This is a genomic window from Nesterenkonia lutea (assembly GCF_014873955.1).
Lineage (GTDB): Bacteria > Actinomycetota > Actinomycetes > Actinomycetales > Micrococcaceae > Nesterenkonia > Nesterenkonia lutea.
The window spans coordinates 2,564,851-2,578,692 of the sequence record NZ_JADBED010000001.1 but is presented as its reverse complement, the minus strand read 5'-3'; the positions used below and the strand labels follow the sequence as shown (position 1 = coordinate 2,578,692).

At 66.8% G+C, this 13,842-nt stretch carries 13 protein-coding genes; 2 read left to right on the top strand and 11 right to left on the bottom strand.

The features are described 5' to 3' along the window. Positions 1–15: 15 nt before the first annotated feature. Together H4W27_RS11765 and H4W27_RS11760 are read right to left on the bottom strand one after the other, a co-directional pair. Positions 16–786 carry a rhomboid family intramembrane serine protease gene (locus H4W27_RS11765; protein WP_318782341.1) on the bottom strand — a complete coding sequence of 257 codons (771 nt, stop codon included), beginning with the start codon at positions 784–786 and terminating at the stop codon, positions 16–18. 112 nt (positions 787–898) lie between these two features. Next, positions 899–1,432 (bottom strand): peptidylprolyl isomerase, encoded by a 534-nt coding sequence (locus H4W27_RS11760; RefSeq protein ID WP_192596097.1) that lies wholly within the window; start codon positions 1,430–1,432, stop codon positions 899–901. Between the two features lie 135 nt (positions 1,433–1,567). Here H4W27_RS11760 and H4W27_RS11755 point away from each other — a divergent pair, with 135 nt between their 5' ends. Continuing rightward, on the top strand, positions 1,568–2,479 hold the full coding sequence (locus tag H4W27_RS11755) for a hypothetical protein (protein ID WP_192596096.1): 912 nt from the start codon (positions 1,568–1,570) through the stop codon (positions 2,477–2,479). Positions 2,480–2,602: 123 nt separating this feature from the next. On the opposite strand, the gene H4W27_RS11750 is transcribed toward H4W27_RS11755, so the two are convergent. The 3 genes from H4W27_RS11750 to H4W27_RS11740 are packed head-to-tail and all read right to left on the bottom strand — an operon-like array spanning position 2,603 to position 4,213. Further along, positions 2,603–3,250 (bottom strand): aminodeoxychorismate/anthranilate synthase component II, encoded by a 648-nt coding sequence (locus tag H4W27_RS11750; protein ID WP_192596095.1) that lies wholly within the window; start codon positions 3,248–3,250, stop codon positions 2,603–2,605. Beyond that, complete coding sequence (locus H4W27_RS11745) at positions 3,247–3,447, bottom strand: hypothetical protein (RefSeq protein WP_192596094.1); 201 nt, start codon at positions 3,445–3,447, stop codon at positions 3,247–3,249. The genes H4W27_RS11750 and H4W27_RS11745 overlap by 4 nt, the downstream gene beginning before the upstream one ends. Position 3,448: 1 nt before the next feature. After that, positions 3,449–4,213, bottom strand: a complete 765-nt coding sequence (locus tag H4W27_RS11740; protein WP_192596093.1) for a class E sortase — start codon at positions 4,211–4,213, stop codon at positions 3,449–3,451. 147 nt (positions 4,214–4,360) lie between these two features. On the opposite strand from H4W27_RS11740, the gene H4W27_RS11735 reads away from it, so the two are divergent. Beyond that, entirely contained in the window at positions 4,361–4,657 is a 297-nt protein-coding gene (locus H4W27_RS11735; protein WP_318782340.1) for a cell division protein CrgA, read from the top strand. A gap of 84 nt (positions 4,658–4,741) precedes the next feature. Here the strand turns inward: H4W27_RS11735 and H4W27_RS11730 are convergent, their stop codons facing one another. From H4W27_RS11730 to H4W27_RS11705, 6 genes are read right to left on the bottom strand one after another with little or no spacing between them, the layout of a single operon-like run. Beyond that, entirely contained in the window at positions 4,742–5,497 is a 756-nt protein-coding gene (locus tag H4W27_RS11730; RefSeq protein ID WP_192596091.1) for a type 1 glutamine amidotransferase, read from the bottom strand. Then, positions 5,497–6,888: a Mur ligase family protein gene (locus H4W27_RS11725; protein WP_225939105.1), complete on the bottom strand. Its 1,392-nt coding sequence runs from the start codon at positions 6,886–6,888 to the stop codon at positions 5,497–5,499. Before H4W27_RS11725 ends, H4W27_RS11730 begins: the two co-directional genes overlap by 1 nt. Then, entirely contained in the window at positions 6,878–9,142 is a 2,265-nt protein-coding gene (locus H4W27_RS11720) for a protein kinase domain-containing protein (protein WP_192596090.1), read from the bottom strand. The genes H4W27_RS11725 and H4W27_RS11720 overlap by 11 nt, the downstream gene beginning before the upstream one ends. After that, a complete protein-coding gene (locus tag H4W27_RS11715; RefSeq protein WP_192596089.1) occupies positions 9,139–10,938 on the bottom strand; it encodes a protein kinase domain-containing protein in 1,800 nt (599 codons plus the stop codon). The genes H4W27_RS11720 and H4W27_RS11715 overlap by 4 nt, the downstream gene beginning before the upstream one ends. Then, positions 10,935–12,380, bottom strand: a complete 1,446-nt coding sequence (locus H4W27_RS11710) for a peptidoglycan D,D-transpeptidase FtsI family protein (protein ID WP_192596088.1) — start codon at positions 12,378–12,380, stop codon at positions 10,935–10,937. Before H4W27_RS11710 ends, H4W27_RS11715 begins: the two co-directional genes overlap by 4 nt. Next, positions 12,377–13,825 (bottom strand): FtsW/RodA/SpoVE family cell cycle protein, encoded by a 1,449-nt coding sequence (locus H4W27_RS11705; protein ID WP_192596587.1) that lies wholly within the window; start codon positions 13,823–13,825, stop codon positions 12,377–12,379. Before H4W27_RS11705 ends, H4W27_RS11710 begins: the two co-directional genes overlap by 4 nt. Positions 13,826–13,842 lie beyond the last annotated feature (17 nt).

Genomic DNA, 13,842 nt, shown 5'->3' with positions numbered 1-13,842 from the left:
GGGGGCTGCCGCTGATCAGGTGTAGGGATCCACCAGCTGCATGCCGAGGGCAGTCAGGGCGACCAGCAGCACGGCGACGCCGGCCAGTCCGAGTCCCTGCCACTTACCCTGGCGGCGGGCGTCCTTCTGCGGGTCACCTGAACGTGCCCGCGGAGTCTTGGAGATGAGCAGGGCGCACAGGGCACCGGTGAGGAGTCCGCCGAAGTGGCCCTGCCAGGAGATGCCGGGGATCACGAAGCTGATCACCACATTGATCGCGATCAGCGTGAGGATTCCGCCGGTCTGGGATCCGGTTGAGCGCATGAGGATGAACAGCGCGCCGAAGAGTCCGAAGACGGCTCCGGAGGCCCCGAGCGTCGGCGTCAGGGCGGGGGTGAGGTAGAGCACCGCCACGGATCCGCCGAGAGCGGAGAGGCTCAGCAGGGCGATGTAGCGGAGCCTGCCGAGTGCTGGTTCGATGCTCCGGCCGACGAACCAGATCGCAAACATGTTGAACAGCAGGTGCATCGCGTTCGACGGTGAATGCACCAGGGCCGAGGTCAGCATCCTCCACGGCTCGAAGGTCCAGGAGGAGGTCTGCAGGGGCGCATACCAGAGCGCGGCGGTGACGGTGTCGCTGACCAGCTGCAGGATATAGAGGATCACGCAGAGCCCGATGACCGTGAAGGTGACGACGGGGCGCTGGCCGGGTCGGATCACTGCCCCGAACTGGGAGCGAGTGGTGGGGCGTCTGCGCTGCCAGTCGGTGCGCGCCTGCTCGAGGCAGTCCACGCACTGGTACCCCACTGGAGCTTCCCGCAGACACTCCGGGCAGGCCGGCCGATCGCAGCGCTGACACTGCACGGAGGCCGGCCTGTCCGGATGCTGCGGACAGGATGTTGCGGTGATGCCCAGCTCCTCAGAGCTTCTTGATATCGATCTTCTCGATGACCACGTCTTCCTTGGGGCGGTCCCGGTTATCGGTGGGCACGGTGTTCAGCGCGTCCACGATCTTCTGGGACTCGGGGTCGCTGACCTCGCCGAAGATGGTGTGCTTGCCCTGAAGCCAGGTGGTCGCCACCGACGTGATGAAGAACTGTGAACCATTGGTCCCCGGACCGGCATTGGCCATGGCCAGCTTGTATGGTGCGGTGAAGTCCAGCTCTGGGTGGATCTCATCACCGAACTTGTAGCCGGGGCCACCCACGCCGAGACCCAGCGGGTCTCCGCCCTGGATCATGAAGTCGGAGATGATGCGGTGGAAGACGGTGCCGCTGTAGAGCGGAGTGTCGACCATCTTCTCGCCCGACTCGGGGTGGGTCCACTCCTGCTCGCCGGTGGCGAGACCCACGAAGTTGTCCACGGTCTTGGGCGCATGGTTCCCGAAGAGCTCGACGATGATCTCGCCCATGGAAGTACGGACAGTTGCCTGATGTGTTGCGATTGCACTCATGGGCCCTATTCTCTCACTCTTGGTGGCGCCAGGTGCCAGCTGGGGGGATGATGAGGGTATGGGCCGTGCCATAGCAGGTGAGCGGCAGACCACGTAAGCTGAAGAGAGCAACCTATCCGAATTCGGAGGACATGCATGTTCGGCAAGAAGAAGAAGCGGAACCACTCCTGGGAGCACATCGTGCTCGCCGGGGTGGAGACCGCACGCGATTGGACCGCTCCCAAGCTGGGCGCGGCTGCAGACTGGGCCGAAGGCACCTACCGGAAGTCCGCTCCGAAGGTGCAGGATGCCTCAGGGCGCGCGCTGACGGCAGTGAACGACGGGGCCTCAGTGGCCGGCCAGAAGGTCAAGGAGTACTCCTCCGTCGCGGGAGGCGGCGTCGCCTCGCAGTACGACAGGCTCCCCCCGCAGGCGCGGGCCGAGATCGCCAGGATCGTCGGCAGATATGACACTGCCAAGACGCAGTTCACCTCTGAGTACGTTCCGGCCACCTCGGCACGACTGGGCGGCTACGCGGACAAGACCGCGAAGCTCATCCACCGTGCCGAACTCGATCCGCGCGTGGAGAAGGCCCTGATCAAGGCCACCGGCGACAAGAAGATCGTCAAGAAGCTGCGCAAGAGCTCCGAGGCCTATGCCAAGGGCACCGCCAAGGCGCTCAAGGCCAGACAGCGCTCGAACAGCCGCAAGAAGGGCCTGCTGGTCTTCGGCCTCGTGGCTGCGACCGTGACAGCGGGTGTCGCCGCATGGCGCGCCAGCCAGCCGATCGAGGACCCGTGGAAGAAGCCGGAGCCGGTCACCCGCCCGGCCACCTCCTCCACGGCGGCTCCCAAGCCGGTGACCTCAGCCGAGAAGCCGGCTGGGCAGGGCACACCGGCGGCGCCGACCAAGCCGGCATCCACAGCCCCGCAGACCACCTCTGCCGCGCCCAAGCCCTCCGGAGCTCCGGAGACCAAGGCCGGGCCAACGGGAGAGACCAACGTCAACGCGCAGAACGCTGACGAGGCCAAGGGCAAGAACGTTCCTTCACCGAAGCCGGCCACCTGAGCCGAGCGGCGTAGAAGAACACAGCAGAACACATTGCGGGCCCGGCGATCACGCCGGGCCCGCAATGTGTGTCGAGAGGGTCTCTGCCCGCGGGGACATCTGAGCGGCGCCCGCGCACGCTGCTCAGCGGATCGGGTTGAGCTGTGCCGCCTTCTCCGCGGCGCCATGCTGACCCATCGATTCCAACCAGTTGCCGAGCATCCGGTAGCCGCCCTCGGTGAGCACGGACTCCGGGTGGTACTGCATGCCCCACAGCGGTGCGGTTCGGTGAGCCAGCCCCATGATGACGCCGTCCTCGGTGGAGGCAGTCACCTCGAGGATCTCGGGAACGGTCTCCGGGGCCACCGTGAGCGAGTGATAGCGGGTGGCCACAAACGTCTCCGGCAGTCCGGCGAAGGACGCATGGCCGGTGTGGGTCACAGGTGAGGTCTTGCCGTGCATGAGCTGCGTCGCGTGAGTCACCGTGGCGCCGAACGCCTCGCCGAGGCCCTGGTGGCCCAGGCAGACCCCGAGCATCGGCTCCTGGGCCTCAGCGCACCAGCGAATGAGCTCCACGGAGACACCGGCCTCCCCGGGAGTGCCCGGGCCGGGAGAGATGAGCACGCCGTCGTGTTCGGCGGCGAGCTTCTTCGCGTCGTCCACCGAGAGGTCGTCGTTGCGGATGACAGTGGCCTCGGCGCCCAGCTCACGGAGATAGCCGACCAGGGTGTAGACGAAGCTGTCGTAGTTGTCGACGACGAGGATGCGGGCTGCGGCCGGAGTCTCGCTCATACTGTGGTCCCTTCGCCTCGGAGGCCTTCCGAGGACGTCATCGTTTCAAGCGTGGAGTCATTGAGTGGGCTGTACTGGCTCAGCCACGGGAACACGAACTGCATCAGGACAAACACGATACCGGCCAGGATGAGCAGGGCGAGCAGAATCTGCACGCCGAGCGGACCGGGCAGCCGGCGGAAGAGCCAGGCGTACATCTCAGCCACCTCCCTGGGCGACGGCGGCGGGAGCCTCTGCCGAGAGGGGAGACCAGTCCACCAGCTCGGCATGAGTGATCAGCCGCTCCCGGTTCGAGAACAGCGGATGACAGGTGGTCAGCGTCAGCAGCGAACGATCAGCCTGCGCTGAGGGCTCGCCGGGCACCGGCAGGACCACCTCGGACTGATGCGGCAGCACGACGTAGCTCTCGTAGACCTCGTAGGTGTAGTAGCCGTCGGGGGACTCCACATAGATCTCATCCCCTGTGGAGAGCCGGTCCTGGTCGCGCAGCACGTCGCCGTAGGTCAGCCTGTGACCCGCCACCGCGAAGTTCCCGGCCTCCCCGGGAAGCTGGGTCTCCGGGTAGTGGCCCACGCCGCCGGCGTTCAGCGTCTCGTCGTCGACCCCGGCGCGGACCGGCGCGGACCAGTCGGAGCCCAGTGCCGGAGCGTAGAGGACCGCCATCGCGCCGGTGCCGACCGTCTCCATCTGCTCGGGACAGGTCGCCGCGGAGCCATCGGGCAGCTGCTGGCACTCGGTCTGCTCGGAATCTGCCGCAGAGTCGGACCCAGCATCGGCCTCACCCTGTTCGATGCGGCTGTGGAAATCATCCTCGATGGCCTGGGCCTCACGGTTCGCGTCGAGCCCGGTCCACCAGATCTCCCAGACCACGAACAGCAGACCCATCACGCCGAGGGTGATGAGCAGCTCTCCGGTGACACCGAGGATGCGGGTCCCAGCCCCGCGGCGGCGGCCTCGCGACATGGGTCCTCCGAACGGCGGGTGGGGCGGGCATCACAGTTGAACGGTAGAATGGCGCGCAGACAGAGGCCGCGCGCCAGGCGTGCACGGTCGTGGAACAAGGATACCGAACCGAGATCCGTGCCGAATCCTCAAGGGGGCCGAACCGACGTGGCAGAGTCCAAGCAGCGCAGGAACCGCAGGAAGTCCGAGAAGACCGCAGCCAAGAAGTCTCCGCTCAACGATGCCGAGCCCAAGGAGCTGAAGGATCTCGAGCTCGAGGACGAGTCGCTGCCGCTGTGGTACCGTGCCACGATGATCGGACTGATGGTCCTCGGACTGCTCTGGCTGATCGTCTGGTACATCACCCAGGGAGCCGCCCCGCTTGCCGCAGTCGGTGGCTGGAACGTGATCATCGGCTTCGGGATCATCATGATCGGCTTCTTCATGACGATGCGCTGGAAATGATCCGCGGCTGCGTCTGACCCGCGCCTGCATCCGACCCGGGGCGTCGCCCGGCCCGGGACTCGTTGACCTGCAGCGGCTGGACTCCTAGCGGGGCCGCTTGGTCGCAGTGGACCGCGCGAGCCGGGTGAGCTCGTCGATCGGCTGGGCTGAGCCCGCAGGCTCGATCGACGGCTGGATCTGCTCTCCGTAGCGGTTCGCCACCGCGGCTGCGATCAGGAAGTCGGCGATCGCGGGATTCTTCGGGAGCAGGGAACCATGCAGGTAGCTTCCCACGATGTTCCTGTGGCGGGCACCCTCGTGCGCGTCTCGGGCGTTGTTGCCCTCTCCCTTGGTGACCCGTGCCAGCGGCTCCACGCCCGGGCCGAGGTAGGTCTGTCCGGAATGGTTCTCGTAGCCGAGGATCTCGCCGAACTCCTTGGACTCAGCGACGACATTGCCGATCAGTCGTGTGTCGGTGCCCTCGGTCCTCAGGTCCAGGATGCCGACTCCCTGGATCTCCCTGCCCTCCCTGGTCAGGAAGGAATGACCGAAGAGCTGATACAGCCCGCAGATCATCAGCATCGGGGTGTCCGCCTCGGCGAGAGCATGCAGCCGATCGCCGAGGCGCAGCAGATCCTGCTGGATCTTGTCCTGCCCGCTGTCCTGTCCGCCTCCGCCGATGACGAGGTCCACCTGCTCGGGGAACTCGTCCTCGGGGTCATAGCTGTGCAGGATCGGCTCATAGCCGCGCCACTGCAGGCGACGCGAGAGCACCAGCGCATTGCCGAAGTCCCCGTAGATATTCATGTCTCGGGGGTAGAGCTGCAAGACGTGGATGGGCTTGGCTTCTCCAGATGCCATCAGAAGGCCTCCACTTCTGTATAGGCGCCCAAAAGCTTCCGCAGCGCGAGCATGGCCGTGTAGGTGCAGAAGATCCGGGCAGGCTGGTCGGGGTTGTCCGCGAGGAACGTCTCCAGCGCCGTCCGCAGATCCGGTTCCACGGCATCGAAGTCCACGCCGTCGTACTTCAGCCGAAGCGCCATGTCATAGGCGCGCACGCCGGAGATCATCCGGACACGCTCCTCGGCCAGGGAGGCGAACTCGACATCCCAGAGCCAGCTCATGTCGCGACCGTCGGCATAGTTGTCGTTGATCGCGATCATCGTGGCGACGCCGGCGGGGGCGAAGGAGCTGAGCCCCAGCCTGAATCCGGAGGGGTTCTTCACCAGGACCAGGTCCAGGGACCTGCCCTGGACGGTGAGGCTCTCGCCGCGGCCGAAGGCGGGTGAGACCTTCGCCAGGGAATCGATCAGGGCTGCCGAGTCCACCGTCTCGCCCAGGGTCTGACGCACCACGGCCAGCGCGGCGGCGGCGTTGAAGGTGTTGTAGGCGCCGTTGACGGTCAGCGCGGTGGTGACGCTCTCGCCGTCGAGGGTGAACCGTCCGCCGCCCTCGGTCAGCGCCTCGAGGACCACGTCGGCGCTGGGGTGATCGGCGGCGGCAGAGGGACCCGAACGGAAGTCGTCGTCGCTGGGGAAATGGCTGCGCAGGGCTTCGCTGAGGCCGAAGTAGTCCACCTGTTGGTCGCGGAGGCTGTGCGCGATGCTGCGGACGCGGGGATCCTCCCGATTGAGCACCACCCCCTGCTGGGTGTGTTCGGCGATCGTGCGCAGCAGACCCGCCGTGGTATCGATCTCCCCGAAGCGGTCCAGCTGATCCCGCATGACGTTGAGCAGCAGGCTGTGGTGCGGCTGCACGGCCTTGACGAAGTGCACTGCGTGGGCCTCGTCGAGCTCGAGGACGGCGATGTCGGCGTCCAGTCTCCCGTCGAGCCTGACCTCCCCCAGGATCGAGGCGACGACGCCGCGGGTGAAGTTCGAGCCGCTGCTGTTGGTGAAGACCTTCAGGCCCTGGCCCTGCAGCAGCTCGACGACCATCTTGGTGGTGGTCGTCTTGCCGTTGGTCCCGGACACGACGATCACGCCGCGCGGCAAACGATGCAGCGTGCGGGCCAGGAACTTCGGGTCGACCTTCTCGACGACGAGTCCGGGGAAGGCGGAGCCGCCGCCGCCGCGCAGCTTCGTCACCGCGCGGGCGGCACGTCCCAGCAGCACCGAACCTACCGAGCCCAGTCCGGAGCCGGCTGAGCCCAGAGCAGTGCCGACTGAGCCCAGGGCAGAGCCAGCTGTGCTGAGCACCGAGCTGCGGCTTCGAGGTCTTCCGGCCGCCGAACTGTGTGGATCATTCATCATCGGACGCGCCACCACCATTGCCGCTGTTGCCGCCGCCATTGCCGCTGTTGTTGTTGCTTGAACTTTGATCGCTGTTGTTGTCCTGGTCGCTGCTGTCTTCGTTCTGACCGCCATTGCCGCCATTGCTGCTGTTGCCGCCGTTGGTGTTGCCGTTGCCCTCACTGCCATCCTCGGCAGCATCTCCGCCGCCGTCGTCCGAGTCGGCGTCTTCACCCGAGGTCCCCCCGTCTGATCCGGCGTCGTCGTCTGCGGAGTCCTCGTCGTCCTCATCGGGGGCGGGCTCGGGGTCGGGCTCCGCTTCGGGGGCGACGGCGACCACAAGGGTCACCTGAGATCCCTGCGGTATGCCATCTCCGGCGCGAACGGACTGGCCGTTCACGCGCTGACCCACGACAGTGCCGGCGGAATAGTCGCTGCGCTCGTCCTCCACGGTCGTGACGCTGAGTCCGAGATCCTCCAGGACCGCCTGCGCCTCGGCACGGCTGCGGTTGAAGACACCTGGCATCTCCACCAGTCCGGTGGAGAGGACGAGGTCCACCTCGGAGCCTGGGCTCACGGAAGAGCCAGCTTCAGGATCGGTGCTGATCAGCATGTCCGCTTCGACCTCGGGGTCGTTCTCCTCACTGACCTCGCCGACCTCCAGTCCGACCTCTTCCAGGGCGTCACGCACCTCGTCCTCGGAGGAGCCCTGCAGTCCGTCGGGCACTCGCACGCTCTCCGGACCCGAGGAGAGGTAGAGGATCACTGTGCTGTCTGCGGGCACCGTGCTGCCGGACTCGGGATCGGTGCGGATCGCACGGTCCTCCTCGATGTCCGGATGCGGCTCGGTCTCCTCGCTGTAGCTCAGACCGGCGTCCTCGATCTCGCCGACGGCCTCCTCCCGGTCGAGTCCCTCGACATCGGGGATCGAGACCTCAGAAGAGTCGAGCATGTTCATCACCACGTAGGCGCCGCCGCCGACCAGCGCGAGGACGAGCAGCGTCCAGACCAGGATCAGACCCCCGCGACGACGACGGGGTCGTCGAGCCGGCTCAGGGTCCCTCTGGTAGAGGTCCGGATCCTCTGGAGTGCGGGCCGAGAGGCGTGTGTCCAGCGGGGCCGCTCCTGCGGCGAGGACCTGGTTGAAGTCCTGTCGACCGCCAACGGCTCCGAGTGCGGCCGTGGGATGGTCGTCGTCGTCCACGCCGATGCCGATGAGCGCCTTCTGGATGGCCTGGTTGAATTCTTCAGCGGTCTGGAAACGGCGTGCGGGATCCTTGGTCAGAGCCTTCTCCACCACGGACTCCATGGCCGGACTCACCCGCGGATTGAAGTCGCTGACTGCAGGCGCTGCCTCACGCACATGCTGGTAGGCCACGGAGACCGGTGATTCTCCCTGGAAGGGCGGCCGGTTGGCGAGCAGCTCGAAGAGCACGCAGCCGGCGGAGTAGAGATCGGAGCGGTGGTCGACCACCTCGCCGCGAGCCTGTTCGGGGGAGAGGTACTGGGCGGTGCCCACCACGGCCGAGGTCTGGGTCATCGTGGAGGCCGAATCAGCCAGCGCGCGGGCGATCCCGAAGTCCATGACCTTGATCTGACCGGTCTGCGAGACCATCACGTTGGAGGGCTTGATGTCGCGGTGGACGATGCCCTTCTCATGGCTGTAGCCCAGGGCGCCGAGGATCCCGTCCATATAACCGGCGGTCTCATGCTCCGAGAGCGGCTTGTTCAGCGCGTGGTCGATCTTGTACTGCAGCTGGGATCCGACCTGCTGGGCCGGCAGATGGTCCTCTCCCGCGTGCATTCTGCCGGTGTCGCCCAGGGAGAGCACATCCTCCTCCTGCCCTGCTCCGGGCGGCGGCGGTGGAGAGTCCGAGCCGGCGGCGACCCGGGTGGCCTCGTCATCGACATCTGCAGTGTCGATGATCCTGGGGGTGCCGTGGAGGATGTGGCGCAGCGTGACGCCGTCCACGTACTCCATGACGATGTAGGGGGTCTTGACCTCGTGATGGGACTGGTCCTCGACCTCCTCGCGCCCGGAGTCATAGACCGCGACGATGTTGGGGTGGTTCAGCGACGCGGAGGACTGGCCCTCGCGGCGGAACCGACCCTGGAACTGGGGATCGCGGGCCAGATCCGGACGGAGCATCTTGACCGCGACCTTGCGGTCCAGTGACAGGTCATGCCCCAGGTAGACGTCGGCCATCCCGCCGCGTCCGATCAGCGAGCTGATTCGGTAGCGGCCGTTGAGGACGCGTTCAGCAGTCTCGGTCATAGCTCAGTTCCTGTCTCCGATCCTGGACCATCCTCGGCTGAGACGCCAGCCCGTGGGCGGTCACCGGTGTCCCCGGCGCCTGTCTCCGGGCTGACCGGCTCATCCTGAGCGTCCGGATCGCTTCCCGCGTCCGCGCCCGACGCTGAACCCGTTGCTGAGCTGGTCGGGTCGGCCTCGGTGGCTTCGGGCTCGTCCTCGGCGTCGGTCTGCGAGTCGGGCGAGACCGTCTCGCTGGGCTCCGGAGAGGACTGCTGGTTGGGGCTCTGCTGGTCCTGTCCACCGGCCCCGTTGGGCTGGTCCTCTTCTGGGGCCTCGGGCTCCGCGTCCTGTTCCATCTCCTGGGACCCGCCGGAATAGAGCACGGTGATGGTGGAGCCCACGGGGACGCTTCCGGTGGGGGCGACGCCCGTGACCACGCCGGCAGGCTGGTTGGAGACCACCGGTTCGGGCTGGACCTGCATCCCGGCCTGCTGCAGCGAGACGGTGGCCTCGTCCAGGGAGAGTCCCAGGAGACTGGCCTCGGAGATCTCGACCATCTCAGTGCCGGGTGTGATGGTCTCGGTCACGGTGGGAGTGGGCTGTGCCCCGTCCTCCGCGTCCTCGGAGCCGCCCTGCGGGAAGAAATAGGAGGCCACCAGGGCGAGCAGCACCAGGGCGAGCAGGGCCATGAGGGGCCAGTACCAGCGGCGGCCGCCATGGAGCCTGTGCTGGTCGCTGCGCCCGTCCTGCGGGTCTGTGTTCTGCTGGCCAGCGCGGGGGGTCGCTCCATATTGAGCCGTATGCTCGGCCGCCGCGGGCTGCTCGGGGGTGCGCGCCGAGGCGGCGCCGGAACGAGTGCCGGTTCCGGCACCTGCAGCTGGGACCACGGCGGTGGGCTGAGTGTCGGCCCGCGGCACCGCCCGCGTGGCATCCGTGTCGGCATCTGCGCCGCCCATATGCGCGGCCATGGCCGGAACTGCCTTCAGCGCAGACTCCGGGTCGTGGCGCAGCAGCGCGTCCGCGGCCTCGGCGAGCTTGGTCGCGGTCATGGGACGGTTGCCGGGGTCCTTCTCCAGCATCGACATGATCAGTGCGCGCACGGGTTCAGGAACGGTCTCGGGCAGCGGCGGCGGGGGCTCGTTGACCTGCTTGAGCGCGATCGCGATCTGGGATTCACCGGTGAACGGGCGGTGGCCCGCCAGCGCCTCGTAGCCGATGATGCCCAGGGCATAGAGGTCGGAGGACCCTGTGGCGTGCTGACCGGTGGCCTGCTCCGGAGAGAGGTACTGTACGGTGCCCATCACCTGCCCGGTGGCGGTCAGCGGCACCTGGTCCGCGAGCCGGGCGATGCCGAAGTCGGTGATCTTCACCCGGCGGGTGGGCGTGATGAGCAGGTTCCCCGGCTTGACGTCACGGTGGACGAGACCCTGATCGTGAGCCACCTGGAGGGCGCGGCCGGTCTGGGCGATGATGGACAGCGTCTTCTCCCAAGAGAGGACCTTGTCCTTCTCCAGCAGCACCGAGAGCGGACGTCCGGGAACCAGCTCCATGACCAGGTACCCCGAGCCCGACTGCTCCCCATAGTCGTAGATGTCCGCGATGCCCGGGTGGTTCAGCAGCGCGGTGTGCCGCGCCTCCGCGCGGAAGCGGCGCAGGAAGGCCTCGTCTCCGGTGTACTCCTCCTTGAGGATCTTGATCGCCACAGTGCGCCCCAGGACCTGGTCAGAGGCCTTCCAGACCTCGCCCATCCCCCCGATGGCGATGCGTTCGGTGAGCTGGTAGCGCTCACCCATCAGGATGCCGACCGTTGGCCTCATTCGATCGCCGCCTCGAGCATGGTCAGCAGCGCCGGCGCGGTGAGCGCGGAGCCGGTCTCATAGTCGATCCGCTCATAGGCCACCGTCACCGCATACTGCGGGTCATCGGCAGGGGCGAACCCGGTGATCCAGGAGTTCACCTCTCCGGTCTCTCCGACGTCGGCCGTGCCGGTCTTGGCCGCGACCTGGAAGCTGCCCGTCTGGGCACGGGTGCCCGTGCCGGACTCCACGACCTCCACCATCATCTCGGTGATCTCGTCAGCGACGTTCTCCGAGGTCACGTCGGAGAGCACCTCGGGCTCGGAGGTCGAGAGCAGCTGCAGGTCCGAGCCGCGGATCGCGTCCACCAGGGTCGGCTTCATCAGCGTGCCGCCGTTGGCGATGGCCGCGGCGACCATGTTCATCTGCAGCGGAGTGGAGGTGACGTCGAACTGACCGATGGCCGACTGGGCCAGTGCGGCGTCGGAGAGGTCTGAGGGGAAGGTCGAGGTGGCCACGCCGAGCGGGATCCCGAGGTCCTCGGAGTTGAAGCCGAAGGCCTCGGCACTCTCCCGGATGGGGTCTTCTCCGAGCTCCATCGCGGCCTCCGCGAAGGGCGTGTTGCAGGACTGGGCGACGATCCAGGTCAGCTCCGCCTCCGGACGCTGCGCGCAGATGCCTCGGTCAAAGTTCTCCAGCTCGGTGTTCGAATCAGGAAGGGTGATGGAGTTCGGGTTCTCCAGCATCGTGTCCGGCTCATAGTCCCCGGACTCCAGCATGGCCACCAGGTTCACGAGCTTGAAGGTGGAGCCGGGAGACATCGTGCTGGAGATCGCCCGGGAGTTGTACAGGAAGTCATCATCGGCCTCCAGCTCCGCCTTGTTCTCGACATACTCCGCCGAGTCCTGCACGGCGAGGTCGTTGTTGTTGTAGCTGGGCTTCGTGGCCATGGCCTTGATGTCGCCCGTGGCGACCTCGGTGACGATGATGCTTCCTCGAGCGCCGTCCGGGATCTGGTCATAGGCGAGCTGCTGCAGCTCCCCGTCGAGAGTCAGCTCCACCTGGCCGCCGTCCATCGTGTCACCGGTGAATGCTGAGGCGATCCGGTCGAAGAACTGGCTGTCTGACTGTCCGGAGAGGTACTCGTTCAGGGTGCCTTCCAGACCGCTGGGCGTCTCAGCGATGGAGTACGTGCCGGTGATCCCGGAATACAGCTCGGGCTCGTGATAGACCCGCTGGTACTCGAAGCTGGAGTTCTCCGAGGGGACGGATTCGGCGATGGCGGTTCCATCCACGGTGATCGCCCCGCGGGGGGCGCCACGGTCTTCGTAGAGCTGGCGGACGTTGTTGGGGTGAGCGTTCAGCTCCTCCGTCATGCCCACCTGAATGATGGACAGGGCGGCGAAGAGCGTGATGAAGAGCCCCACGGAGACGACCCAGGTATGGCGAATGGCGTTGTTCACTGGGCTCCTCCCCGCTCCACAGGTGCGTGGTCTGTTCTGGTGTGTTCCTCGTCCTGGGCGGGCGGGGCCGGCGGGGCGCTGTGCCGGCGCACGGCTGTCTGCCGTGCTCCCGGCCCCTCGGACTGCAGCCGCGACTCCGTGCCCGAGGAGGTCTCACCGGTCGCATTGACCATGGGACCGACGATGACCGGCTGACGGGCCGCATGGGAGATCAGCAGCACCAGGGCCACGATCAGCCAGTTGGCGAGCAGCGCGGAGCCGCCCGCGGCCAGGAAGGGAGTGGCCAGTCCGGTCAGTGGGATGACCCGGGTGATGCCCCCGACGACGACGAACACCTGCAGCACCAGCACCACTGCCAGACCCACTGCGAGCAGCTTCCCGAAGGTGTCGCGGGTGCCCAGCCCGGCGCGCATGTAGCGGCTGAAGAGCAGCAGGTAGAGCAGCAGCATGGCGGAGAGGCCGATGAATCCCAGCTCCTCGCCGAAGGCGGCGACGATCATGTCGGAGTTGGCCAGCGAGACCATGTTCGGGTTCCCCGAGCCCAGTCCGGTCCCGGCGAGTCCGCCGTGGGCGAGGCCGAAGAGGCCCTGCACCACCTGATGAGAGCCTCCGAAGGCGCGGTTGTAGATCTCAGGATCGAAGGCGTTGAGCCAGATCTCCACGCGGTCACGGAAGTGTCCGACGAACTGGTACGCCAGTGCGGCGCCGAAGAGCATGAACACCGCGCCGATGGCGATCCAGGAGAACCGAGACGTGGCCACATAGATCACGGCGACGAAGAGGCCGAAGAACATCAGCGCGTTGCCGAGGTCGTTCTGCACCACCAGCACGCCGATCGCCACGATCCACGCGATGAACATCGGCGCGAGGTCGCGCAGCCGGGGGAAGGTGATCGGTCCGATCTTGCGGCCGGCGAGCAGGATCAGGTCGCGGTTGTTGGCGAGGAAGCCGGCGAAGAAGACGGCCAGCGTGATCTTGGCGATCTCGCTGGGCTGGAAGGACGCGAAGCCGAGGTCCACCCAGATTCTGGCGCCGTTCTCCTCGGAGCCTAGCCCGGGGAGGATGGGCATGAACAGCAGCAGCACGCTGACGGCCAGCGAGATGTAGGTCAGCTGGCGGAGGCGGCGATGGTCCTTGAGCAGCCAGAGCAGCACCATGGCGGCGAGGATCGAGACGCCGGTCCACATCAGCTGCCGGTCAGCGACTCCGGCGTAGTTCGGAGTGAAGTCCAGACGGTGGATCATGGCGATCCCGAGCCCGTTCAGCGTCACCACGATGGGCAGGATGAAGGGATCCGCGTACTTTGCGCGCAGCCGCAGGATCACGTGGAAGATGAGCACGAGTCCGCCGAAGACGGCGCCCTCGATGAAGTAGTCGGTGGTGATCGGCTCGTCCAGCGCGAAGGCGACCAGCATCTGGGCGCCGATCGCCACGGTCAGGGCCATCAGCAGCAGCACGAGCT

Bases quoted from the DNA above. Each gene is read 5' to 3' on its own strand.
- H4W27_RS11720 (WP_192596090.1), bottom strand. From the start codon at position 9,142: ATGACCGAGACTGCTGAACGCGTCCTCAACGGCCGCTACCGAATCAGC.
- H4W27_RS11705 (WP_192596587.1), bottom strand. From the start codon at position 13,825: ATGGCCCTGACCGTGGCGATCGGCGCCCAGATGCTGGTCGCCTTCGCG.
- H4W27_RS11755 (WP_192596096.1), top strand. From the start codon at position 1,568: ATGTTCGGCAAGAAGAAGAAGCGGAACCACTCCTGGGAGCACATCGTG.
- H4W27_RS11745 (WP_192596094.1), bottom strand. From the start codon at position 3,447: ATGTACGCCTGGCTCTTCCGCCGGCTGCCCGGTCCGCTCGGCGTGCAG.
- H4W27_RS11760 (WP_192596097.1), bottom strand. From the start codon at position 1,432: ATGAGTGCAATCGCAACACATCAGGCAACTGTCCGTACTTCCATGGGC.
- H4W27_RS11725 (WP_225939105.1), bottom strand. From the start codon at position 6,888: ATGATGAATGATCCACACAGTTCGGCGGCCGGAAGACCTCGAAGCCGC.
- H4W27_RS11750 (WP_192596095.1), bottom strand. From the start codon at position 3,250: ATGAGCGAGACTCCGGCCGCAGCCCGCATCCTCGTCGTCGACAACTAC.
- H4W27_RS11740 (WP_192596093.1), bottom strand. From the start codon at position 4,213: ATGTCGCGAGGCCGCCGCCGCGGGGCTGGGACCCGCATCCTCGGTGTC.
- H4W27_RS11730 (WP_192596091.1), bottom strand. From the start codon at position 5,497: ATGGCATCTGGAGAAGCCAAGCCCATCCACGTCTTGCAGCTCTACCCC.
- H4W27_RS11715 (WP_192596089.1), bottom strand. From the start codon at position 10,938: ATGAGGCCAACGGTCGGCATCCTGATGGGTGAGCGCTACCAGCTCACC.